The organism is Hymenobacter glacieicola, from assembly GCF_014640315.1.
GTDB classification, from domain to species: Bacteria; Bacteroidota; Bacteroidia; order Cytophagales; family Hymenobacteraceae; genus Hymenobacter; species Hymenobacter glacieicola.
The window spans coordinates 18,036-42,221 of sequence record NZ_BMGS01000005.1 but is presented as its reverse complement, the minus strand read 5'-3'; the positions used below and the strand labels follow the sequence as shown (position 1 = coordinate 42,221).

Annotated in this window: 15 protein-coding genes and 2 tRNA genes; 10 read left to right on the top strand and 7 right to left on the bottom strand. The window is 61.3% G+C overall.

The features are described 5' to 3' along the window. Positions 1-164: 164 nt before the first annotated feature. Positions 165-539 (top strand): hypothetical protein, encoded by a 375-nt coding sequence (locus IEW18_RS10205; protein ID WP_188557751.1) that lies wholly within the window; start codon positions 165-167, stop codon positions 537-539. Positions 540-683: 144 nt separating this feature from the next. Here the strand turns inward: IEW18_RS10205 and proA are convergent, their stop codons facing one another. Both proA and IEW18_RS10195 read right to left on the bottom strand, forming a co-directional pair. Further along, positions 684-5,522 carry an anti-phage protein ProA gene (gene proA / locus IEW18_RS10200; protein ID WP_188557750.1) on the bottom strand — a complete coding sequence of 1,613 codons (4,839 nt, stop codon included), beginning with the start codon at positions 5,520-5,522 and terminating at the stop codon, positions 684-686. Positions 5,523-5,628: 106 nt separating this feature from the next. Next, positions 5,629-7,407 carry an amino acid permease gene (locus IEW18_RS10195; protein ID WP_373285720.1) on the bottom strand — a complete coding sequence of 593 codons (1,779 nt, stop codon included), beginning with the start codon at positions 7,405-7,407 and terminating at the stop codon, positions 5,629-5,631. Positions 7,408-7,601: 194 nt separating this feature from the next. On the opposite strand from IEW18_RS10195, the gene IEW18_RS10190 reads away from it, so the two are divergent. Next, a complete protein-coding gene (locus IEW18_RS10190; RefSeq protein WP_188557749.1) occupies positions 7,602-8,306 on the top strand; it encodes a carboxypeptidase-like regulatory domain-containing protein in 705 nt (234 codons plus the stop codon). 53 nt (positions 8,307-8,359) lie between these two features. Further along, positions 8,360-9,490, top strand: a complete 1,131-nt coding sequence (locus IEW18_RS10185) for a lipocalin-like domain-containing protein (protein ID WP_188557748.1) — start codon at positions 8,360-8,362, stop codon at positions 9,488-9,490. A 24-nt stretch (positions 9,491-9,514) separates the two neighbouring features. On the opposite strand, the gene IEW18_RS10180 is transcribed toward IEW18_RS10185, so the two are convergent. Continuing rightward, positions 9,515-10,702 carry an ATP-binding protein gene (locus tag IEW18_RS10180; protein ID WP_308428048.1) on the bottom strand — a complete coding sequence of 396 codons (1,188 nt, stop codon included), beginning with the start codon at positions 10,700-10,702 and terminating at the stop codon, positions 9,515-9,517. Positions 10,703-10,978: 276 nt separating this feature from the next. Here IEW18_RS10180 and hemA point away from each other — a divergent pair, with 276 nt between their 5' ends. Beyond that, on the top strand, positions 10,979-12,250 hold the full coding sequence (gene hemA / locus IEW18_RS10175; protein WP_188557746.1) for a glutamyl-tRNA reductase: 1,272 nt from the start codon (positions 10,979-10,981) through the stop codon (positions 12,248-12,250). A 96-nt stretch (positions 12,251-12,346) separates the two neighbouring features. On the opposite strand, the gene IEW18_RS10170 is transcribed toward hemA, so the two are convergent. Then, positions 12,347-12,655, bottom strand: coding sequence for an ArsR/SmtB family transcription factor (locus IEW18_RS10170; protein WP_044003755.1), 309 nt, complete (start codon positions 12,653-12,655; stop codon positions 12,347-12,349). A 328-nt stretch (positions 12,656-12,983) separates the two neighbouring features. Here IEW18_RS10170 and IEW18_RS10165 point away from each other — a divergent pair, with 328 nt between their 5' ends. Next, positions 12,984-14,213 carry a Glu/Leu/Phe/Val dehydrogenase dimerization domain-containing protein gene (locus IEW18_RS10165; protein ID WP_188557745.1) on the top strand — a complete coding sequence of 410 codons (1,230 nt, stop codon included), beginning with the start codon at positions 12,984-12,986 and terminating at the stop codon, positions 14,211-14,213. Positions 14,214-14,330: 117 nt separating this feature from the next. Further along, a complete protein-coding gene (locus tag IEW18_RS10160; RefSeq protein ID WP_188557744.1) occupies positions 14,331-15,440 on the top strand; it encodes a mechanosensitive ion channel family protein in 1,110 nt (369 codons plus the stop codon). Positions 15,441-15,526: 86 nt separating this feature from the next. Here the strand turns inward: IEW18_RS10160 and IEW18_RS21860 are convergent, their stop codons facing one another. Together IEW18_RS21860 and IEW18_RS10150 are read right to left on the bottom strand one after the other, a co-directional pair. After that, positions 15,527-16,432: a TerB family tellurite resistance protein gene (locus IEW18_RS21860; protein WP_188557743.1), complete on the bottom strand. Its 906-nt coding sequence runs from the start codon at positions 16,430-16,432 to the stop codon at positions 15,527-15,529. A gap of 181 nt (positions 16,433-16,613) precedes the next feature. Further along, positions 16,614-19,100 (bottom strand): YhdP family protein, encoded by a 2,487-nt coding sequence (locus tag IEW18_RS10150; RefSeq protein ID WP_188557742.1) that lies wholly within the window; start codon positions 19,098-19,100, stop codon positions 16,614-16,616. A gap of 184 nt (positions 19,101-19,284) precedes the next feature. Here IEW18_RS10150 and IEW18_RS10145 point away from each other — a divergent pair. The 3 genes from IEW18_RS10145 to IEW18_RS10135 all read left to right on the top strand — a co-directional run bounded on the left by IEW18_RS10145 (position 19,285) and on the right by IEW18_RS10135 (position 21,203). After that, positions 19,285-19,359, top strand: a tRNA-Val gene (locus IEW18_RS10145). 23 nt (positions 19,360-19,382) lie between these two features. Further along, positions 19,383-19,457 (top strand) — tRNA-Val (locus IEW18_RS10140). A gap of 78 nt (positions 19,458-19,535) precedes the next feature. Beyond that, positions 19,536-21,203: a glycosyltransferase family protein gene (locus tag IEW18_RS10135; protein WP_188557741.1), complete on the top strand. Its 1,668-nt coding sequence runs from the start codon at positions 19,536-19,538 to the stop codon at positions 21,201-21,203. On the opposite strand, the gene IEW18_RS10130 is transcribed toward IEW18_RS10135, so the two are convergent. Further along, a complete protein-coding gene (locus IEW18_RS10130; protein ID WP_188557740.1) occupies positions 21,135-22,430 on the bottom strand; it encodes a hypothetical protein in 1,296 nt (431 codons plus the stop codon). The genes IEW18_RS10135 and IEW18_RS10130 overlap by 69 nt on opposite strands. 75 nt (positions 22,431-22,505) lie before the next feature. Between IEW18_RS10130 and IEW18_RS10125 the strand changes: the two genes are divergently transcribed. Beyond that, a complete protein-coding gene (locus IEW18_RS10125; protein WP_188557739.1) occupies positions 22,506-24,149 on the top strand; it encodes a glycosyltransferase family protein in 1,644 nt (547 codons plus the stop codon). The last annotated feature ends 37 nt before the right edge of the window (positions 24,150-24,186 follow it).

Here is a 24,186-nt window from a genome sequence, read left to right as displayed (position 1 = left end):
CTGAAAACCAGCTTACCGGAGTTAAACTGAACGCCCTATTGAGTCACAAAAAACCTGGCTTAAAATCAATAGCTTATCAATAATATAGGTATGCTTACCACTAATTTTGTGTATATTATCCCTTCACCTCTGCGTCATCATGCTCTACTCCGCTGCACACACCTATGTCACATGTTTCACCGGCTGTCACGGCCTTCCCCAGCCCCGGGCTGGTTGTCAGTTATGCTGATGGCCTACGCTATGTAAAGCACCGGCTCAACTCCTTTGCGCATGGTGCGCTCAAGCCCTGGGCCGAAAGCCAAGGCATGAACTACACCATGGTCGTGAACCTGAAAAACTCCCAGCTGGCCAAGCAAACTCCGCTGCTGGTGCAGCGCATTCTGCTCACGTTTGGCTTCGAGACGGACCCTATTCGCCTGATGCAGGACGGACAGCAGTCCTACCAGTTTTTGTTTCGCACACCCGAGCAACTGCAGCTGTTTCACTCGCAGCTTTCATTTTACGAGCCAGAGGGCCCGTCTTCTTCCCCGTCACGCTAACGCAACTACCCTAGTACCTTTTCCCGCTTCCACAGCAACCAGCTCATCCCGACGCAGAGCAGGTGGTTGCTGCCCCAAGCAGGCAAGGTCAGGCCGTTCCTCTGAAAGGGCTCTGCTGCACCTGCGGCGGGGCCTTTTCGCGCGTTAAAGCGCCGGTTTTAGCACCCCGTTCACTTCCAGCAGGCTACCCTGCTCCAGCAGTTCTAACAGCACGGGCTCCAGCTGCTGCCGCATTTCTTCGCTGAGACGAGCAAAGCCGAGCAAACGCACCGCCGGCAGAAACACTGCCTCGCGGGGCAGCGCAAAGCTTTGCTCCACCACGGTGCGCAGGGCGCGGGCCAGTTCTTCCGGCGCCACAAAGCCCAGCTTACGCGAAATAGCTGGCAGCTGACTTCGGTCGCGGAGAGGAGGCTGTTGCATGGCGTTATCCCAGAGAAAATCACCCTCCCGGCGCACGTGGCGCAGGTTGTGGGCCAGCAAGGCCGCGTCCTGCCCGGCCTTGCGAATGCGGGCCCCTACCTGCGTGGCCCCGCTGGCCTGGGCCAGCCGCCGGGTGGCCTCCTCTAGGTGCACCGGGCTTTCAATGCGGACTACCTGAGCCAGCCACAGCGCCAGCTGGCCCAGGCTGTGCTGGTGCAGCTCGCGGTGGGCCACGGCGGCCGGCAACTGAGCCACCTGATAGGGTTCGGCCAGGGCTACGGGGGTAACAGGTGCTTTATCACGGGCAATACCCGCTGGCGCTTCGAGCTCCAGCGCCGGTAGTTCTTCCGGCTCATCGGCCTGGTCGAGGGCGGCCCGGCGGCGGGCTTCCTCAATGGCCTGCACGGCGCGCTCGGTTTCGGCGGCCGGGTCGCGCAGCCAGTCGGTGCTCCAAATGCGGTGCAGGCGCCAGCCCACGTTTTCGAGCACCTGCTGGCGCAGCCGGTCCCGGTCGCGGGCCGAGCGGGCGCTGTGGTACATGGCCCCGTCGCACTCAATGCCCAGCACGTAGCGCCCCGGCTGGTTGGGGTCGACCACGGCCAAATCGAGGTAAAAGCCCTGGGAGCCAATCTGGGGGCGCACCACGTAGCCGCGGGCCGTGAGGGCACGGTGCACCGCTTCCTCAAACGGCGACTCCGGGGCCCGGCCGGTTTCCTCGTTCTGGTTGAGACGGCCGTGCTGGGCGAAGCCCAGGAAGGTTTTGAGCGCGGCTACGCCCCGGGCTTTGGTGCGGCTCAGGTCCAGGTCGTCGGCAGTAAGGTTGGTAAATACTTCGCAGCGCTGCTTAGCCCGGGTAATGAGCACGTTCAGGCGCCGCTCGCCGCCTTCCCCGTTCAGGGGCCCGAAGCTCATGCTCAGGTAGCCTTCCTGGGTGCGGCCGTAGCCGATGCTAATCAGGATGACGTCCCGCTCGTCGCCCTGCACGTTTTCCAGGTTTTTCACGAAGAAGGGCTCGTGCAGGTGGCGGTTGAAGAACTCCTCGGTTTCGGGGTGCTGGCGGCGCAGCTTTTCCAGCGCATCCTGAATGGCCTGGCGCTGGGCCGTGCTGAAGGCCACTACCCCCAGCGTGAGGCGCGGGGTGGTGCGGGCGTGGTGCAGCACCGCTTCGGCCACGGCCTGGGCTTCCAGCGAATTGGTGCGCGTGGTGCCCCGCTCGTAATGTGTGTGGGGCAAATGGTGGTAGACCAGCCCCAACTGCCCCTGCCCGCCCGGACTCGGGAAAATCACCAGCTTGTCGTCGTAGAACAAGTGGTTAGATGCCGCAATCAGGCTTTCGTGGAGGCTGCGGTAGTGCCAGCGCAGCATTCGCTCGGGCATTTGGCGGGCCTTGCACAACTCCAGAATGCTTTGGATGTCGGCCGTTACGTTTTCCTCGTCCGCCTCTTCGCCAGCTCCGGTAAGCGAATCGAAAAACGAGGTAGGCGGCAGCTGCTTGGAGTCGCCGACGACTACCAGCTGCCGGCCGCGGGCAATGGCGCCCAACGCTTCCACGGGCTTCACCTGCGAGGCTTCGTCGAACACCACCAAATCGAACTCCACGGCGCCCGGCGGCAGGTAGCCGGCTACCGACAGCGGCGACATCATGAACACCGGCTTAATGGCCTGCACTGCCCGCCCGGCTTGCTGCATAAGCTTGCGCAGGGGTAGGTGGCGGGCTTTCTTGGCGAATTCGTTGCGCAAAAGCAGCATCTGGCCGCCGGCTTGCTGGTTGGGTAGCTGCTCGAAGTGCTGCTGCATGGCCCGCACCCGGTTGTGGTAGAGCGAGTCCCGGTCGGCCTGACGGAAGCGGACGGCCATTTCCTCGTGGCTGGCGCGCTCAAACTGCCGCAGGGCCGGGTACTGCTCGTAGGCCAGCTTCTGCAGGTATTCCAGCCACGTTTGGCGCACAGCCGCTACCAGGTGGTGGGCGGCCGGCTCCCAGCGCTCAGCAAGCAGGAGCAGCTCCGGCAACCCTTCGGCGTGCACGGCGGCCGCCACGTTGTTCCATTCGGTGGTGAGGCGCAGGGCCGGCAAGTCCGCCTGCCAGGCGGCCAGCGTGGCCAGCTGGGCGGCGAAGAGTTGAAACTGCAGGCGGCCGCTTGGGCCAAACCGGCGGGCTTCGTTGAGTTGCAGTGCATCAACCAGGGCCTGCAGGGCGCTGCGGTGCCGGGCCAGGGCAGCTTCGAGAGAAGCCAGCCGGGCGGTTAAGGTTTCACGTTCTGGCGGCTGGGTCAGGTAGGCGAGCAAGGCCGCTGGCAGCTCCTTGCGGCTGATGCGCTGGTGGGTGCGGAACAGGTACTCGTGCGTTTTCGCCAACGCCGACCACTCCGAGCGCAGGCCCTGCCACGCATTGCCAAACAAACCCCGCATCTGGCCGCTGGCTTCCGTAAGAAGCTGCTCGTGGCGAGCGGTTTCGTGAATGGCGTCGATGGTGCTGATTACCGCATCCGCTTCGGGGGGCAGCGGACCGCGCCAGAGGCTTTGCAGGCGCTTCTTGGCCTTGCGGTAGTCACTGTTCAGGAATTTCCACCACTTGCCTGCGTAGCTCAGGAAGGCGGCCCGCTCCGAAAGCAGTTGCTGCCCCCAGGCCTCGGGTAGCAGCAGGGGCTCGTACTGCTGACGCAGGCGGGCGTAGGCCGCCCCGGCTTCCAGAACTTCATTGATGCGGCTGGCCCGTTCCTGCCAGCTTTTGTCAGCTACGGCAGCTTCAGCCAGGCCAGGAGCCAGCAGGGCGTGGCGGGCGGCGGGCAGCAAGGCTTCGGCGGCGGCGCGGTCAGCGGGAACGGGTTGCTGGCCAAGGTGCTCAGCTAGCGCCTCGGCAGCACTCTGCAGGGTAGTTACTGCCTCTCGGGCTTCTTGCAGGCGCTGCGCCAGCTGCTCCTGCCCGGCGGGTAGTAGCACCGTCAGTTCGCTACCCCAGAACAGCAGGTCTTTTGGCCGCCCGACTTTTTGCAGGGTAGCCTGCAGGCGCGCGGCCAGGGTTTCGGCGTGGGCGGCGTCGGCATCGGTCCACTCGGGTAGGCGCGGAAGCACGAGCCGGGGCAGTTCTACCGGCCCCCGCGTCTCATTCAGGCGGGCCAGCTCGCCTACTACCTGCTGGGCGGTGCGACGGCTGCAACCCAGCGGAGCATTCACGGCCAGGGCGTAGTCGTTGAGGGCGGCGCGGTAGCGGGGCAACAGGGTCATCTGGTCGGCTACCAGCGCCGCCGTAGCGGGTCGGCCGAGGCTTAAGGTCTGCTTCAGCTCATCGTGCAGGGCTTTTTTGTTGGCTTTGTGGCTGTGCAGCTCCAGGCAGGCCGCGCCCAGGCCCAGGGTGTCGAGGCGGCGCTTTACCACTTCCAGGGCGGCCATTTTCTCGGCCACGAACAGCACTTTTTTACCCGCCCCAATGGCTTCGGCCAGCAGGTTGGCAATGGTTTGCGACTTGCCCGTGCCGGGCGGCCCCTGAATAACCAGGTTGCGACCTTCGTGCACGGCCAGCAGGGCCAGCAGCTGAGAGGAGTCGGCGTCCAGTACCTGGTGCAGCTCGTGGGCCGGGCTTTCGGTGTCAAGAAAGGCCGTGTCGCTGAGGGTAGTCGCGGCTTCCCGGAAACCCGTGTCGGGGCCCAGCAGGGCGGCAATGGCCGGGTGGTTGAGCAGGGGGGCGTCGGTGGGCCAGAGGGCGGGGTCCAGGTCGCGGTAGAGCATGAACTTACCGAAGGAGAAGAAGCCCAGCACGATAGTATTGGGGTGCATCTGCCAGCGCGGCAGGCCACCAATGGCGCGGCTTACGCTGGCAAAATACTCGGCCGGGTGCAGGTCGTCTTCGGCTTCGGGCAGGGGCAGCGCTACCCCGAAGCTGGCCCGCAGCTTGGCCTGCAACGAGAGGTTGCCTTCCACATCGGCGCCGGTGTGGCGCAGGCGGAACCGCTCGGCAGCAGTGCCGCGCTCCAGCAGCACGGGCACCAGCAGCAGGGGCGCGTGGCGGGGTTCCGGGCTGCTTTCCGCCTCGTACCAGGTGAGCTGGCCCAGCGCCAGGTACAGAATATTCACCCTCGTTTCTTCCAGACTGGTGCGGGCGGTGTAGTAGGTGTTAAGCAGCCGGGCCTCCAGTTTATCTACCGGGTCGTCGGTTTGCAGCTTATTATCCGTGAGCAGGGCGGCCTGCTCCGCCGCCGGGAGTTCCGCCGGTAGGGGCACCGGCTCCTGAGCGGCCTGATAATATTCGTCGCGGCGGGCTTGGGCTTCCGTGGCGCTTACTCCGGCTTCGGCGGCTTCCAGGTGCGTAAAGCCGCTCATGTACTGCACTGAATCCGGGGACTTTAGGGTTTTTCGGGAGCCCGGCGCGCCCTGGAAATACATGGTTTTGCCTTGGCGTACCAGCACCTCGTATACCGCCCCCGACTCCTCGCGCGCTACCGTTACGCCCCGGGCCGGCGAGGCCCGGAAGTTGAGCAGGGGGTTGCGCAGGCCCAGGTCCAGGAGCTCCTGGCGGGAAGCTTCCAGGCGCGCGGCCAGCGAGGTAGCGGTATCAGCAGCCGACATAGCGTACAGAGAAACAAAAACCGATCAGACGAAAAGTGGCAGACACACAAAACCCGCCGGCTGCCAGCGCCGACGGGTTAGGAAAGGTACCGGACGACGGCAGAATCTACTGGCTCACGGCAGCTACTTTTTTCAGCCCCAATCGGCTGTGCTTGAAGCCGTAGTTGAAGTAAAGGGCTAGGCCAATAACGAGCCAGCCGAAGAACAGCAGCCAGTTGTTGATGCCCAGCTGGGTCATCAGGTAGAGATTGGTGAGCAGGCCCAGGGTAGGCAGCAGGGAGAGGCGCTTGCGGAAGGACAACCAGGCCAGCCCGAGGCAGAACCCAATAAACACCAGCATCGGGATGTAGTGGCGGAACTCCTCGTAGCCTCCTTCGCCGCGCACGGCGCTGCCGAAGGCGCGGAGCCCCTCCTGGTTATACACGAACAGCAAGCCCAGCCCCACGAGCATAACCAAGGGCACCAGAAACTGCCCATTGATGTAGGGCACCTTGAAACGGGCCTCGCTTTGGCCGTGGGGGTCAATGATAAGGATGCCCCCGCACACCAGCGCAAAGGCAAACAAGGTCCCGATGCTCGTCAGGTCAATTACCAGGTCCATGTTCAGCAGCAGGGCCGGCACGCCCACGAAGAAACCCGTGACAATGGTACTGAACGAGGGCGTGTGAAACTTGGGGTGCACCTTGGCAAACACCGGCGGCAGCAGCCCGTCGCGGCTCATGGTCATCCAGATGCGGGGCTGCCCAATCTGGAACACGAGCAGCACGGAGGCCATGGCAAACACCGCCGACACGGCCACCACCCCGGCCAGCCAATTCAACCCCACTTTCTGGAACACAAAGGCCAGCGGGTCGCCCACGCCCAGCTCCTTGTAGGATACCATACCGGTGAGTACCAGCGTGATAATAACGTAGAGCACGGTGCAGATAATGAGGGCGTAAATCATGGCCCGGGGCAGGTCGCGCTGGGGATTTTTGCACTCCTCAGCCGTCGTGCTGATGGCATCGAAACCGATGTAGGCAAAAAACACGGCCGACACGCCCTTCAGCACCCCACCTACCCCGTTCGGGGCGAAAGGAGTCCAGTTGCCGGGCTGCACGTAGAAAACGCCCACGCCAATAACAGTGGCCACCACAATCAGCTTCAGCAGCACCAGCAGGTTGGAGGCATTCTTGGATTCCTTGATGCCGATGTAAACAATGGCCGTAATCAGCAGGGTAATCAGGCCGGCGGGCAAGTCAATCACCAGGCGCAAACCGCCGAACAGCTCGGGGGCCGAGGCCCAGGTTTGGTAGCCAGCCAGTTGAGCCGGGGAGGCTTCGGCCAGCGGCTTGCCGGCCTGCATCAGGGCCAGTACCTCAGTGTAGTGCTTGTGGGCGCTTTGCATGCCCATGGTGAGGTAGCTCGGGATATGCACCCCAATGCCGTCGAGCAGCCCGGTAAAGTAATCGGACCAGGATATGGCCACCACGATGTTGCCCACGGCGTACTCCATAATCAGGGCCCAGCCGATAATCCAGGCGGCCAGCTCCCCGAAGGAGGCGTAGGCATAGGTGTAGGCCGAGCCGCTCACGGGAATGGTAGCCGCAAACTGGGCGTAGCACAAAGCCGAGAAGGCGCAGGCAATGGCCGTAAACACGAACAGCAGCGACACGGCCGGTCCGCCGTCGTGGGAGGCGTTGCCGATGGTGCTGAAGATGCCCGCCCCAATGACGGCGGCAATGCCCAGGGCCGTCAGGTCGCGCACGGTTAGGTGCCGGGCCAGCCCCCCGCTTTCGCCGGGTCCGTGACCTTCGGCATCGGCGGGCGGGTTGTGCAGAATATCAGTCAGGCTTTTGCGGCGAAACAGGCCGCTGAGGCGCGAGGGCGGAAGAGGTGTAGACAAGGCCGTAGTGAGAGGTTAAGGGGGCAAAAGATACAGAATAATGCGCGGGGCTGCACGCCAGGAGCCCGCGCCACTACTTCAGCTACCCTGAAACAAGGTGCAGTGGCCGCGTCCTACCCAAGAAAAATTGGTGGTACACTATGGAATGTAGCCGGGCGCGGCATCAACCAGATAAACCGCTATTTTCTACGCTTATGCCCCGCCCCATCCTAACCGTTCCGCAGCCCTGCCACGAAAGCTGGGCCGCCATGACGCCCGCCGCCCAGGGCCGCCACTGCGCCGCCTGTAGCAAGGTAGTCGTGGATTTCACCCGCATGTCGGATGCCGAGTTGCTAGCCTATCTGAGTCAGGCCAAGGGTACTACCTGCGGGCGTTTCACGGGGCACCAGCTGAATCGGCCGCTGCGCGCTCCGGCTATGGCTACCCGGTGGTGGCAGATAGGGGCCGCGCTGGCCGTGCTGAGCGTGGGCGTAGCCGCGGCGCCGGTAGCGGCTCAAACCAAAAACGCGCCGGTAGAGCAACGCATTACCATGGGAATGTTGCCGATTACGGCTGACTTGTTAGTACCGCAAACCATCATCAGCGGCTGGGTTACTGATGCGGCTGGCACTCATCTGCCTGGCGTCACGGTGCTCGTGCAAGGCACTACTACTGGAGTAAGCACTGGCCCAGACGGAAGCTTTGCCCTGTCACTACCCGCTACCAATCAACCCATTGTGCTACTATTTAGCAGCATTGGATTCGAGCCCCGGCAGGTAACCGTTCAACCAAGCTCGGGCACAAGCGCCGTCACTGTTGAGCTTACTATGGACTACACGGTCATGGGATTGATGTACGCGCCCCACTGGTACACCCCGCGTGGCCTCTGGCAGCGCCTGACTCAGCTGCTTCAGCGGTAGCAAAACGTGCCGGCAGCCAAACCTTTCGGCCCCGAAAAACCTTATGCCGGGGTATGAAGAATTTGCTGCTCGCTACCCTTCTCCTGTTAGTAACCACCTCCGGCTGCGCCCTCAAGCCCACGAATAAGCACGACGTATTTACGGAGCGGGCCCAACTGCCCCAAGAAGAGGCCGTGCATAAACAGAACTCCCTGGAATGGTGGTACTTCACGGGCCACCTGCGCGACAAGGCCACCGGCGAGACGTTCGGGGTGGAGTACGTATTCTTCCACTTTAACCTCACCGGCCAGAAGGACTGGCAGATGGTCAACTTTGCCCTTACCGATCCGCAGCAGCAGCAGTTTCGCTACGACTATAAGGTGGAGCGCCTGCCCCAACTGCTGGCCCCAACCCTGCCGCTGAACCTGAGCATGCAGAAACAGGCCCAGCGCTGGACGCTCAGCGGGCAAGAAGGCCGCTACCGCCTGCGGGCCCGCATGGCCGCGCACACCGGCCACGCCATCGACCTGACGACTACCCCCACCAAGCCCATCCTACTGCACGGCGGCACCGGCTACGAGCACTACGGCCCTACGGCTACGGCTGGCTACTACAGTTACCCGCGCCTGCAAGCCAGCGGCTCGGTTGAAATCAATGGCAAAGTCCGGCAGGTAGAGGGCGAGCTGTGGTACGACCGGCAGTGGAATTGCAACAGTGTAACCACCAAGGACCTGGGCTGGGACTGGTTTAGCATTCAGCTCGACGAGCCCCGGGAGGAAATTATGGCCTACCAGCTCTACAACAAGGCCACCGGGCAAAGCATTGGAGGCGGCTCCCACTACGGAGCACAAGCCCAGAATACGCACCTCGACCAAACCGACTTTCAGCTGGAGCCCCTGGCCTACTGGACCAGCCCGCACTCCCGGCTGCGCTACCCCAGCAAGTGGCGCCTGCGCATCCCCAGCCAGGGCTACGACCTGACCATCACGCCCGTCATGCAGGATCAGGAGTTGACGCTCAAGCTATTCGCGGGCATCAAAATGCATTATTGGGAAGGCATGTGCCGGGTAGAAGGCACCCACCACGGCAAGCCCGTGCGCGGCAATAGCTACGTGGAAATCACCAATCGTGCAGAGGTGAAAAAGGTCCGGGAAGGGGCGAAAGACGTTACCACGCAGGAGCGGAAAACTGAGCAAAGCAACTAGCCCTCCGGCTGGCGAGCCGCTACCCTACCCGTTCAGAATTACCCGGAAGGTAGTGCCGCGGCCTACCTCGCTCCACTTCACGAAGAGGCGGCCTTTGTGGTAGTTTTCAATAATGCGCTTGGCCAGGGCCAACCCCAGGCCCCAGCCGCGTTTCTTGGTGGTATAGCCGGGTAGAAACACGCTTTCGAGCTTGCTTTTCGGGATGCCCTTGCCGGTATCGGTGATGTCGATGGCAATCTGGGACTTATTGCGCACCGGGCGGCGCAGGTGAATGGTGATGCTGCCCCTGCCGTCCATGGCGTCCACGGCGTTTTTGCAGATGTTCTCGATTACCCAGTCGAAGAGCGGTATGTTGACCTGGGCGGGCGTATCGGTGGGCAGGTCGGTTTTTATTTCGAAGCTCACCTTTCTCGACACCCGGCTTTGCAGGTAGCTAATGGCGTTCTGGGTTACGCGCAGGATGTTCTCGTCTTTGAGCACGGGCACGGAACCGATGTTGCTGAACCGTTCCGTAATGATTTCCAGCCGCCGGATGTCCTTGCCCAGCTCCTCCACAATGGGCTCACCCCTAAAGCGTTCCGACTCGCGCAAATAGGCCTGCCAGCCCACCAAGCTGCTGAGCGGGGTGCCCAGCTGGTGGGCCGTTTCCTTGGCCAGGCCCACCCACACGCGGTTTTGCTCGGCCCGGCGGGAGTAGCTAAACGCGAAGTAGGCAATAACGCCCAGGCAGCCGATAATGGCCAACTGCACCAGCGGGTAAAACCGCAGCTGCGTCAAGAGCGACGACTCCTTATAGTAAATGAAGTTGCGCACTCCGCCCCCAATTTCAATGACGATAGGCGGGTGCTGCTCCTTCATCTTTAGCATTTCCTGCTGCAGGTAGGACACGCGGGCCGTTTCGCTTAGGCCTTTCGGGACGGGCAGGTTCTGGGCATCCAGGGGGTAGCCGCTGTCATCGGCCCAGATGACAGGAATGGTGGTGTTGGCCTCAATAATTTCATCGTAGAGGAAGGATACGTTTGATTCTTCTTCGGTATTGATGAGGTAGCGCTGGGTTTTGGCGTAGAGGTCAATCTGCTTCTGCTCCCGCTCCGAGAGGCGCTGCACCAGCAGGTTGGTATAAATAACCGTAGCCGCCCCAATCAGCAGGGCTACGCCTACAATTACGAGCTTGATGCGGGACTTCTGGTCGTAAATCGGGATGGGCAGCACAGAGCAGAAACGAACGGATGGCAGGTGCAGCATACGGCCCGCACCCCGGCGAAGATACGAGCCTGCCAGCGAGGCAACTCAACAGTAAGCAAACCGGGCGTAGTTCAACGAAATGATTTTTGTTAGATTAAACGAGAATAACCACTCTTTAATCTGCCTAAACCCCTCTTTCGGCGCCAATGTGGGTTTGCCCGAACCACCCGGGGGTATCAACTGTTTTTAAGCTAGCAATTTGTACTGTATTTTTGCCCTCTGATTCTCGCACTAGCACAAGCTATGCTCCATCCATTCAAGGCCGTTAGTCTCTCCTTCAAGAAAGCTCCTCTGGAAATCCGGGAGCTGATTGCCCTGGATGAGGCTGCCTGTCGCCGTTTCTTGCACACCCTGCACCACGAGCTGGCTCTCACTGACCTGCTCGTGCTGAGTACCTGTAACCGCACGGAAGTGTACTATTCCGCTGAGCGCGACCAGAGCCCCGCCATTATTGAGGCCCTGGGTCAGCTCAAGCATCTGCCCGAAGTGGCCGAGTACTTTCCTTACTTTGATATTCTCGACCAGCACACCGACGCTGTACGGCACCTCTTCGAGGTATCCATGGGGCTTGATGCCCAGGTAGTGGGCGACATGCAGATCAGCAACCAGGTGAAGCAGGCCTACCAGTGGTCGGCTGACGCCGACGCGGCCGGCCCGTTCCTGCACCGCCTGCTGCACACTATCTTCTTTACCAACAAGCGCGTACAGCAGGAAACCTCTTTCCGCGACGGGGCAGCCTCTACCTCCTACGCCGCCCTGGAACTGGTAGAAGAACTGACCGCCGACATGGCCAACCCGCGCGTGCTGGTGGTGGGCCTGGGCGAAATCGGGGCCGATGTCTGCCGCCACTTCGGGGACAGCAAGCTGTTTCAGGACGTGACCATCTGCAACCGCACCCGCTCTAAGGCTGATGAGCTGGCCCAGGAGTGCGGCCTGAAGGTTATTGACTTCGAAAGCTTGGTCCCCGGCCTTAAGGACGCCGACATCATCATTAGCAGCATTGCCCGCGACGAGCCCTTCTTCACCCGCGACATGGTGGAGCGCCTTGATGTGCTGAGCTATAAGTTCTTTATTGACCTCTCCGTGCCTCGCAGCATTGCCACTGACGTGGAGCAGGTGCCCGGCGTGCTGGTGTATAACATCGACGCCATTCACAGCAAGGCCTCAGCCGCCCTGGAGCGCCGCCTAGCTGCCGTGCCGCAGGTGCGGGCCATCATTGAGGAAAGCATGATTGGTCTGCAGGACTGGACCAAGGAAATGATGGTGTCGCCGACCATTCAGAAGCTGAAGAACGCCCTGGAGCAGATTCGCTTGGAGGAAATGGACCGCTTCCAGAAGAAGATGAGCCCGGAGGAGGCCAAGCGCATGGACGACATTACCCGCTCCCTGATGCAGAAGATTCTCAAGCAGCCCGTGCTACAGCTAAAAGCTGCCTGCAAGCGCGGCGAGGCCGACCAGCTCATCGACGTGCTAACGGACCTGTTTGACTTAGAGCGCCAGCCCGACGTAGCCTAACTTAGGCGCAAAGCTTAAACATACAAAAAGCCCTTCTGATCATCAGAAGGGCTTTTTATCTATTAATAGTTACCGTTGCTCCTTCGAAGCCGGGGCTTACATGGTGTCGCAGCAATCCTCCAGGGAATCGATTACGTCCAGTAGCTTCGGAATGGAAAGAGAATAGTAAATCTTGGTACCCACTTTGAACGAGGACAGAATGCCCCGGTCTTTGAGGGTGATGAGGTGCTGGGAGGCAATAGCCTGGGGCAAATCGAGGGAGCGGTAGATTTCCGTGACGGTCATCTTCTCCTCTTTGCCGAGCAGATCGACGATGGCCAAGCGTTTGGGGTGCGCCAATACTTTCAGCATGGCGGCGGCCTTGTCTACTTTTTTGGACTCTACTCTTGAAAGCAATGGTTTCATATGTCGTTACAACGGTGGTACCAGGGTGGGGCAGGCAGGAATATGGCTAATACGATATTCTACGGCTGCATAGTTCCTTTTAACGTACCAGCTGCCAAAAAAATTTACAAATCCAACGGATTTGCATCCTCTTTCCCTTGTACGCAGCAAGTAGCCGCAACGACGAACTCGACCTTGTAAAGCATTACTAGTCAGGGAATGGGCTACGCAGACCACGAAATTAGCAGCGCCAGTCTGCCGAGGCCTTGCCCGCGCGGCATGACCACAGGCCAAAAGCCGCTGCTTACCTTTGCGCCGGAACCCCTACCCTACTCCCGACTATTTTTCGATGAAAGACCTGCTAGCTACGTTTGAAAACAAGCGCCCCGAAATCGTTTTTGAGTGGAAAGACGCCGAAACCGAAGCCGAAGGCTGGGTTGTGATTAACTCCCTGCGCGGCGGGGCAGCCGGTGGGGGCACGCGCATGCGCAAGGGCCTCGACAAGCGGGAGGTGGAGAGCCTAGCCAAAACCATGGAAGTGAAGTTCACCGTCTCGGGTCCGGCCATTGGCGGCGCCAAGTCAGGCATCAACTTCGACCCTCAGGACCCACGCAAGCGCGGCGTGCTGGAGCGCTGGTACCGGGCCGTAATTCCTTTATTGAAAGCATATTATGGCACTGGCGGCGACCTGAACGTAGACGAGATTCACGACGTCATTCCGATTACGGAGGACTACGGCCTCTGGCACCCGCAGGAGGGCATTGTGAACGGGCACTACCGCGCCACCGAGCCCCAGAAAATCCAGAAGCTGGGCCAACTGCGCCAGGGCGTGGTGAAAGTGCTCGAAGACGCTACTTTCTCCCCCGACTTAAGCCGCAAATACACCGTCGCGGACCTGATTACGGGGTATGGGGTAGCCGAAGCCGTCCGCCACTACTATGAGCTTTGGGGCGGCCGCTCCGTGGCCGGCAAGCGCACTCTTATTCAGGGCTGGGGCAACGTAGGCGCGGCGGCGGCTTACTACCTGGCCACCCAGGGCGCCCGCATCACGGGCATCATCGACCGGGCGGGTGGCCTTATCAAGGAAGAAGGGTTTTCGCTGGAAGAAATTCGGACGCTGTTTTTGCAGCGCGAAGGCAATGCTCTGGCGGCCAGCAACCTACTTTCCTTTGAGGAAGTAAACCAGCGCATCTGGAGCAGCGGGGCCGAAATCTTTATTCCGGCGGCGGCTTCCCGCCTGGTAGCACGCGGGCAGGTAGAGCAGCTGGTAGCGGGCGGACTAGAAGTTATTTCCTGCGGGGCCAACGTACCCTTCCAGGACCCGGAAATCTTCTTCGGGCCCACCGGCGAGTTTGCCGATGCCAACGTCAGCGTAATTCCTGATTTTATTGCCAACTGCGGCATGGCCCGTGTGTTTGCCTACCTAATGGAATCCAACGCCGAAATTACCGACCAGGCTATTTTCCAAGACACCTCCACCATCATCCGGGCAGCCCTGCAACGCACTCGTCAGCAGAGCGAGGCGACTACCGGCATTGCCCAGAAGTCGTTCGAAATGGCACTGCGCCAGTTGGTATAATTGCGGCTTGGGGTCTTAGGAATATAGGCCTTGGACGATGTGCAACGACGCAAGAAGCTAGCAGCACACCAGCCAAGAACCGCAGTTCTCAAGCCCCCAGCCCCCCAGACCTCACCCATGACCCTTCAGGAAATTCTGAACTACCGCTTCCTTGGCAACAACGTGGGGGCCTACCTGACGTGCCTGGGCATTTTGCTGTTCGGGTACGCCTTTAAAACCTTGCTTTCCCGCCTGCTCTCGAAGCTGGTGTTTCGCTTTATCCGCAAGCGCACGGAGGGCGTCAGTGAGCAGCAGTTCCAAGCCCTGCTGATTCAGCCCGTGTCCATCGTGGTGTTTTTCGTCACGATATACTTGGCCTTCCAGATTCTGGACTACCCCGTGCGCAGCGCCGATATTTCCAAGCATGAGCCCTGGCCCCAGGTCGCGCTGTTCCGGCTCTATCAGGTTGCCATTATCACGGGCGTAGCCTGGATTGGGCTGCGCCTGATCGACTTTCTGGTGCTGGTGTTTCGCCGCCGGGCAGAAACGCAGGTTTCCCGCCTCAACGACCAGCTCATTCCCTTCGCCAAAGACCTGCTGAAAGTCCTGGTCCTGACGCTGGCTTTTCTGGTGATGCTCAGTAAAGTATTCGGAGTCAACGTAACGGCCCTTATCGGGGGCTTAGGCATTGGCGGGCTGGCCGTGGCGTTTGCCGCCAAGGAAAGCCTCGAAAATCTGATTGCCTCCTTTACCATCTTCCTCGACCGGCCCTTTGCAGTTGGCGACCTGGTAGAGGTAGGCGCCGTAACGGGCACCGTGGAGAAGGTAGGCTTCCGGAGTACGCGCCTGCGCACGGCGGAGAAAAGCTACGTTACGGTGCCCAACAAAAGCATGATCGACAAGCCCCTGGACAACCTGTCGCTACGCACGGCCCGGCGGGTAAGCTTCACGCTGGCGCTGAGCCACGCTACCACCAGCCAGCAGCTCCACCGTATTGTGGAAGAAGGCAAGCTGGCCCTCGAAGAAAACCCACTGGTAACCAAGGAAGTACAAGTTCAGTTTGCGGCCCTTACTCCCGCCGCCAAGGAAGTAACCGTGCAGTACTTCGTAGAGACTACGAACTACGAAGAGTACTTACAGGTGAAAGAGCAACTCAACTACCGCCTGGTGGAGGTAGTGGAAGCCGCCGGCGGGGCCTTCGCCAGCACGGGCACTACGGTGGTGCAACTGGTCGGCTTACCAAGCTAGGGCGACCTAACAACCATAGAAAAGGCGGGCTGCCCCCAAGAGGAGCAGCCCGCCTTTTTTATGCCTTATTTCTTGGGCAAGAGGCACTACCGGCCGCCGAGCAGACCGCCGAGCAAGCCGCCCATGCCGCCGTTCATCAGGCCGCCCAGCCCGCCACCGCCGGCGCTGCGGGGCTGCATGTTGGGCTGGCCACCTAGGCCGCCCAAGATGGACATCAGGGAGCCCAGGCCGCCGCTACCTACGTGCGAGCCTTGCTGCGGATAGTTGCCGTAGGAGCTTTGCTGCCCCCCGCCGCCCATCATGCCGCCGAGCAAGCCGCCCCCGAGCAAACCGCCCAGCAAACCACCCATGCCGCTTTGGGCCGCTCCACCGAGCAGGCCCCCCATACTACCACCGCCGGTCATGCCGCCCAGCAAGCCACCACCGCCGGGCATACCGCCGCCACGGTTCATCACTTTCGAAATAACCATGGGGGCTACTACCCCCAACAAGCCGGCCATCAGGGCTCCTTTGGGAATCCCAACGTTGGAGAGCTTGTCGGTGATGCCACCCAGGAAGCCTTGCTTGGCTGGGTCGTTGGCATCGTGGGGTACTTGCGCGGCCTGGTCAACTACTTGTTCCAGAACCTGCGTTTGCTGCTGATTGATGCCGAGGTAGGCGGCAATTTTGTTTACCATTTCTTCCTCCGTATTGGAGTAAGCACCATCGGCGCGGGCAAAGCTGATCAAGTCAGTTACCAGGGAAAAACGCAGGTCGCTGGAGCGCAGGGCATCCAGGTTGCCTTTGATACTTTCATTGGAGGCATCTTTGGCAGCACTTAGCACCTGTTGGGTGGCGCCACCGCTCAGGTTGGCCTGGTGGGCAAGTTGCTGCAGGAATTCTATTTCAGCGGCGGAAGCTTCGCGGTCAGCGGAAGCTAGGCTAGCAATAACGCTCAAGTAAGCGGCTTTTTCCTGGTCGGAGTAGTTCTGCAGGAGTTGCGTATCGTTCATGACAGGAAGGAAAGTAGGTGGAAATAAATCAGCTACCCTTAACGCAAGCTCTTCGGATAGGTTAGCCTCGCTTCCTGACCACAATCAGCCCCCACTTGTCCTACCCGCTCAGCCACCTTCCACTCTTTAGCACTGACTTACAACGCCTTACTTCCTCGTTCAGCGCCTGTTCTACCTTATTCTAGAAGTCAAAGTACTCGCCGGTTTGCGGCTGAGCCGGCTTTTTTACCGGTTTTTTTATCTCAAAACTGGGCTTTGCCACGGTGGCAGGAGCAGCCGCAGCACCCGATGTATTACCCAGGTCACTGGGACGGGTACCGGTGGCCGGTCTCGCCACTGCTGGCGCAGCGGGCTCCCGAACGGCCCGCTCGTAGCGAATGGTGAAGTCCCGCTCATTGCCCTGAATAGCCAGGCGCAGCATGGGCCCCTCGGCCCCCGCCCGAACTTGAGGCAGCAGCCCAGGCAACAGCGGAATCCGGACGTGGTAGTCCATCTGCTGATCAAACGTGTGCGTGCCCGTCACCCGGATCAGGGAGGCGGCTTTTACGTTGGACCGAATATCCATTTCGGGCACGTACACAGTCCGGCTTTGCACGTAGAGGCGGTTCTGCAGCTCCGCAAACCGCAGGTGACGCAGGGTGGCGCGGCTGGCCAGAAAGCTCAGCTTCTGCATGGGCTCGAAGTTAAGTAGCTCACCCTGCCGGACGGTAGCGTGCACCTCAGCCTCGAGGCGGTCCGTAAGCGGAGTTAAGTGCTGGTCGAAGTAAGAATCCACTTCGGCCGTAGCCGTGAGCCGGCCCCGCAAGTGGCGCTGGGTGATGAACTGCTGCCCGAAATCTTCGAACACATAGAATAAGCTATCCAGCGGCACCTGCTGGCAGCCTACCACAGTGCTGGCTTTCACAAGCTGGGGCTGGCGCACATCCACACGGCCCCGCACGCTTACTTGGCCCCCGGCGGCCAGCAACGTCAGACCAGCAGAGGTGAATACCCGGTCCTGCAACTGCAGAGTTCCGCGCAAGTTGCGCCCCCGCAACCGCCGAAAGCGAAGTTGAGCAGCCGTAGTCTGTAGGTTGAGGGCGATGCTGGCCGGCACGCGCAACCCGTCTCCTCTTGCAGCACTGTTTTGGTTTTTGACAGTAGGGGTAGGTTGGTAGGCGTAGAGCAGCTGGTTGAAATCAAGTAAGCGACTGGTTACCACGGCCTCCAGGCGGAGTGGCTGACCAGGCCGGAGCAGCCAACTGGTTACGTTGCGCAGGGTGCCTCGGCCCCGGAAGTCGGAGTTGCCGAGCTTCCCACTTAGGGTGGGCACGGCCACATCGGGGCCTTGCAGCTGCAAACGGCCCGTGAGGTGCGTAAACGGCTGCCGAAAGTCGCGCAGCTGCAGGTACACGTCCCGCAGGGTCAGCTCCCCGCTGGCCTGGGCCGCCGTGGGCCGCTGGCGCAGCTCCTGTAAGCGCCCGTTTAGTTGTAGCCGCACCGTGGCATTGCCGCGGGCCTGGCGCACGGTAGCGAGCGGGAAGAAACGCACGGCGCGGGCTACGTCCAGTTCCGCCTGAGCCTGCAGTTGTAGCCGTGGGTCCGCGAAGTTGCGGATTCGCACATTGCCACTAAAAGGCCTACCGCTGAGCTGTCCCCGCACAGTAGTCAGGGTTAGCTCGGTGGTACGGGCGGCCTGAGCGCTTCCGTTGGTGAAAGCCCCGGTGAGGCTGACGTGGTCAATGGCCTGCTGATAGCGGGGGTGGTAGAAAGAGGCTTCCTTACAACCGAATTGCACCGCCACTGTGGGGTTTCGGGTCCCGGACAACTCGCCGCGCACCGTACCCCCGAAATACACCGCCCCCTGGCTTCGGTAGCCCGCTAGCCGCCGGGTCAGGCGGGGCGGTAGCAAGGCCAGCACCGACTGCACGTCGGCTCCGGTGGCCTCACAGCGCACGTCCAGCACGGCGGCCCGCTGGTAGTCGATGGTGCCCGCCACGGCATAGGCCGCGGGGCCGATGTGGATCTGGGAGGGTTGAATAGTCAGCTGCTGGCCAGGCCGGTCGATGACCAGTGTCGTGCTTACTGTCAGCTCCTTGTTTTGAAAATACTCGTCGTTCCCCAGCCGCAAGGCTTCCACTTGTGCTACCCCTTGGGCGGCAATATCTAGTTGGGTATCCGATATGCCCAGGGTAGCCCGCAGTTGCGGGGTGTGCAGGCTGAAGTGCTGATGCCGGCCGGCGTCTTCATACAGCACCCGCACCCGCTGCAGCTCAATACCCTCCAGCTCCATACTGAAGGGTGAGGTGGCAGCGGAAGCAGCAGTATCGGGGCGCAGGACGTGGTAGTTGCCCCGGCCCTGGGCGTTGCGGCGCACCCGCACCTGCGCGTCGGCTAGGGTTACGGCCCGAATACGGTAGCGGCCGGCCAGCAAGTCCCAGGCATCAAAGGCGCAGTAGAGTCGTCGGGCCCGGGCCAGCTTCACAGTGTCGGCGGGCTCGGAGCCGGCCACTACCACGTTGTGCAAAGTCACGGACAAGCGCGGAAACTGATCCAGCACCGACACCTCCAGGCGGCTGGCCTGCACGGGTACTTGCAGGTGCCGGTTCAGGGCCTGCACAAACAAGCCGATGATTCGGTCCTGCCCCAACCACACGCCGCCCACCACGCTAACGAGGAGCGTGAGCAAGGTTAAAAAAGAAATTTTCAGAAATCTGCTCACCGTGTTTACCTCCTGAAACTTCTGACTGGCAATCAGTTTCCCGCACAACGCGCACCAGACAGCAAAATTTCTTGACCCAAAGATGGGACAAAGTGTTGCGTATTCGAAAATGACCTCCCATATTTGCCATCCCAAACGGGATACGCCCAATGGGAGATTAGCTCAGCTGGTTCAGAGCATCTGCCTTACAAGCAGAGGGTCACTGGTTCGAACCCAGTATCTCCCACTTTCTTTTTACGCATACCCCTCGGGAGATTAGCTCAGCTGGTTCAGAGCATCTGCCTTACAAGCAGAGGGTCACTGGTTCGAACCCAGTATCTCCCACGAAAGGACAGTCGGTAACGGCTGTCCTTTTTTGTTTTGGGCGAGTTTGAAACTGGGCAGCGCGTATTTTCGCTCCTAATGACTGTTGCTGCTCCTATACGTCGGGTTTCTCGCTTTACCATTGGATTGTTTTTCGGGCTGGTGGCCATGGTGGGTAGCCTGCTGGTTACGGACTACGGTATTTCTTGGGATGAGCCCACCGACCACCGCAACGGCCTAGTATCGGTGCGCTACGTGGCCGATCTGGTGGCTCCGGCCTGGGCAGCGCGACAGCCCGTGCTGCAAGGGCTCCCCCCCTTCGAATCGAACCTGGACAACGACCACGGCGTGCTGTTTGAGATGCCGCTGGCCTTACTGCACGTGCTACAGCCCGGTCTAGACTTGGGCACATTTTATCAGCTGCGCCACTTCGGGGTATTTTTAGTTACGCTGGGGAGCCTTTGGTTTCTGTTTCGCTTGGCGGTGCTGCGGTTCCGCGACGAGCGGCTGGGACTGCTGGTAGTAGCACTCTTTCTGGCCTCGCCCCGCTTCTTTGCCGAGTCGTTTTACAACGGCAAGGACCTGGTTTTTCTGGCTTTGTTTACGACCGGCACATACACCTTGGCCCGGCTGCTGGCTCGCCCAACTCTGGGCCGGGCTGCCCTGCACGGGTTAGCTACCGCCGCCGCCATCGACGTACGGATTCTGGGCCTGCTGCTAGTGCCCGCTACCTTCGTTTTGCTGGCAGTACCCGGCCCTTCTGAGCGGCTGACCGCGCTGTTTCGGCGGCTTATAAGGGTAGCCGCTTGCTACGCTGGCGTAACCCTGGTAGCCACTATTGCGGGCTGGCCTTACCTATGGGAGCATCCGTTGCAGCATTTTCTGCTGGCTGGGCGGCATATGAGTCATTTCCCCTGGGTTGGCCAGGTTCTTTATTTGGGCGAGCTGTATTGGGCGAATGGCCTGCCGTGGCACTACGCGCCGGTTTGGATAGGGCTCACCACCCCGGGGGCCTACTTGCTAGCCGCCGCAGTTGGCCTAGCCGCTATTAGTTACCGACTACTCAGCAGGCCGCTACCCTTTCTGCGGACCTTATCAGGCCGGCTTGACGTGCTGCTTATTGGCTGGCTAGTGGCTCCTCTGCTGCTGGTGATGGTGCTACACTCGGTGCTGTATGACGGGTGGCGCCACCTGTATTTCGTGTACCCGGCCCTGCTGTTGCTGGCCGTGCGCGGCGGACTTGCCCTGCACCGAGCCGCGCAGCCCCTGCCGCGCTGGCGGAGCCTGGCCCGGGTAGCGGCCGTAGTGGCCGTTCTGGAGGTGCTAGTTACAGTAGGGCGCATGGTCCGGATGCACCCGTTTGAGCACGTATACTTTAACTACCTGACCCCAGCCCAAGCGGAGCGCCTATTTGAGCGGGACTACTGGGGACTTTCGTTTCGGCAGGGCCTGGAGTGGCTGGTGCGGCAACGGCCTACGGGCACTATTCCGGTAGATGTATCGCACCTACCCCTGCTGGAAAACAACAAGCTGCTACTTTCCGCCGCCGATCGGCAACGCTTAACCTTGGACCCACCGGCCGCCGGACGCTACTTCATCACCGCCCACCGCATTGTGGGGCACCGCAGCCTCTCGCAGCTATACGCCGATAGCTTGGGCCAGGAAGTATTCGCCATTCGGGCCGACGGGGCCCGCATTTTAACTATTTTTTGGCGGCAGCAGGGCCAGCCGCTGGCGCAGCCGGTGCCCCACAATCAGGGGAAATAAGAGCAGGGCCGGCTCGGCGAAAAACCGCCACCGAAAGCCCACGAAAAACACCAGACTGATAATCCAGGTAGCCAGCAGCGGCAGCAGCAAGAGCAAGTCCCGGCTTTCAAACCGCAGGCCCCGGTAGTGAAACAACGTCAGGGCTAGGGCCGTGAAAAAGGCCAGATGCACCACCGCCGTAAAGGGGTTCCAGGGAGTGCGCGGCGCATCGGCCACAAAGTTTTCCGGCGAAAAAAACAAGGCGGTTTTTTTCGCCCATAACTGGACTTCCGCCAGCGGGTGCGCCGCCACCCATTGCCGAGCCAGCCGGGCGCGGGCACGGCTTTCCTGGTACTGGTTTAGCGAATCGAGGTTGGGAATAGCGGCGCGCACGTACTGGTCGAAGGGAGCCGTCCGGTCGTCCCAGTTGAACATGAACCGGCCCTGGGCCACCGGATTATGGCCTTGCAGCAGCTCAAACCCTGCCTGGTTGCTGAGCGTGTACGCCCCGAACTGCCGGTAGTTTTTCAGCAGAACGGGCACGTGAGCTACGACGAGCAGCAAGAGCACCGCGGCTCCCAGGCCCCAAGCCGCGCGGCGGGCAGCAGCGGGCACCGCTTGGCGTAGCATCAGCAGCAGAAAAACGGCGAACAGGCTACCATACACCGCCAGCAGATATCCCCGCAGCAGGCACGATACGACCACAGCTGCCGTTATGACCACCGCATCCGGCCAGCGCAGCGGGCGGCCCCCGTGTAAGCGCAACAGCTTATACACTACCATAATTAGCAGGGGTAGCGTGATATTCTCAAACCACCAAAAGGCCCCCACATAGTAGACTACCCCCGGCGAAATGGCCCAGAGCCCGGCCCCAGCCCAGGCTGCCCCGGCCGCCAGCCCGAAGTAGCGCAGGGTGCGCTGCACGTAGAGCCCGCCGAGCAGGTAGCAGCCAGCCGCCGCCGCGTACACCAGCAGCGTCAGGTAGTGGTGGGGTAGGCCGGCCTTGCTCCAGCCAATGTACACGAACACCGGAAAGCTGGCGTGGAAAGAGTCGGGTCGCAGCTGCTTGCGCTCCGGGTCGAGGCTCACGTAGCCACGGCCGGCCAGGTAGTTGTCGGCAATGCGGCCGTTGCGGCGCTCGTCGTAGTTCCACTCCAAGCCCGGATTCAGGCCCAGGTTGAGCGCTAGGCGGATAACCAGCAGCAGAACTGCTACGGGCCAGATAAAGCGGGGAATGGAGCGTAACACCAGCGGAGTAAAGCGTGAGTTGGCAATGAATTGCCGAATTTAGCCGCGTTTTCCGCTTTCCTCGCCTCCCCATTTATGCCCGCTTCCGTTCCGCCCCGCCTTCCCGCTTCCACTGGCCCGTGGGCCCGCTGGGTGGTAGGCAGTTTCTTCGGGGTGCTGGTGCTGCTGGGCGTGGCCCTGCACCGCGACTACGGGGTAGGCTGGGATGAGCAACTCGACCGGCTGAATGGCATCATCAACGCCAAATACGTGGCCTTGCGCCTGGCCCCGGAACTGGCCCGGCGACAGCCTACGTTCGCAGAAATTCCGGACATGAGCGAAAACTCGGACGCCGACCACGGAGTGCTGTATCAGCTGCCGCTGGTAGTACTGGAAAAAGTAGCCGGCGCCGAGGATTCCCGGGACGTGTATTTCCTGCGCCACCTGGTTATCTGGCTGACCTGCGTGGCCGGTACCTACGCCCTGTACCGGGTGGCGACGGGCTACCTTGGCAGCTGGCGCTGGGGCCTGCTTATTGCGGCGGCCCTGGTGCTTTCCCCGCGGCTATTTGCCGAGTCGTTTTATAATTACAAGGATGTAGTGTTTCTGGGATTTTTCACGCTCGGCATTGCTACCCTCCGGCGCTGGCTCCGGCAACCTATCTGGCGGCACGCGGCCGTGCACGCCCTGGCCGTGGGCGCGGCCATTGACGTGCGCACCATGGGCGTACTGCTGCTGGGCCTTACGGTGGGCTTTGCGGGCCTGGAAGCGTGGTTTCGGCCCGCAGAGCGGCGCCAACTAGCCACCAGTTTGGCGGTGTTTGTTCCCCTGACGGCGGCCGTGGTAGTGGCAGGTTGGCCCTACCTCTGGGAAAATCCGGTGGGCAACTTTCTATCGGCTTTCCAAAGTTTCAGCCGCTACCGCGCCGAAATGCTAACCGTGTACCTGGGCCAGGAAATTTCCATTCAGCACCTGCCCTGGCACTACGCGCCGGTGTGGCTGCTGGTGACTACGCCCCTGCCCTACTCCGTACTATTTGGGGTGGGCGTGGGGGTAGTGGCCGCGCAGGCTTTGCGCCGGCCCGGGGCGTGGCTGGCTTCCACCATTGGCCGGGCCGACCTGCTGATGCTGGCCTGGTTTTTTGGGCCGCTGGGAGCCGTTATTCTGCTCAACTCCGTGCTGTATGATGGGTGGCGCCACCTGTACTTCGTGTATCCGGCCCTGCTGCTGCTGGCCGGGCGGGGCCTGCAAGCGGCCTGGCACTACTGGCGCGCTACCCCTGCCTCCGGGCCGGTAGTGCGGGGGCTGGGCTACGGGGCGGCGGGGCTGCTGGCGCTGGGAGTAGGCCAACCGGCCCTGCGCATGGTCCTCGACCATCCTTACCAAAACATGTACTACAGCTTCCTGCCCGGTCCCGTGGCCGGCCGCCTGTTTGAGCGCGACTACTGGGGCCTTTCCGGGCGGGAAGGGCTGCAATGGATCCTGGACCACGACTCCAGCGCCACGGTACCCGTAGCCACCGACCCGCGCACGGGCCTGATGCTGCACAACGCCCAGCTGCTGCTGCCGCCCACCCAGCGCGCCCGTTTGCGCATGGTGCCCCTGGAGCAGGCCCGCTACTTTCTGACTACCTACCGCTGGCACCCGGCTGCTTACCCCAGCAGCATAGGCCCGGAAGTATATTGCCGCCGCGTACAGGGTATTACCCTGGTTTCCGTTTTCCGACGGCCCGGCCCCTAACCCGCCCGAACCGGGCTGTCTTTTCCTTATTCTGCCT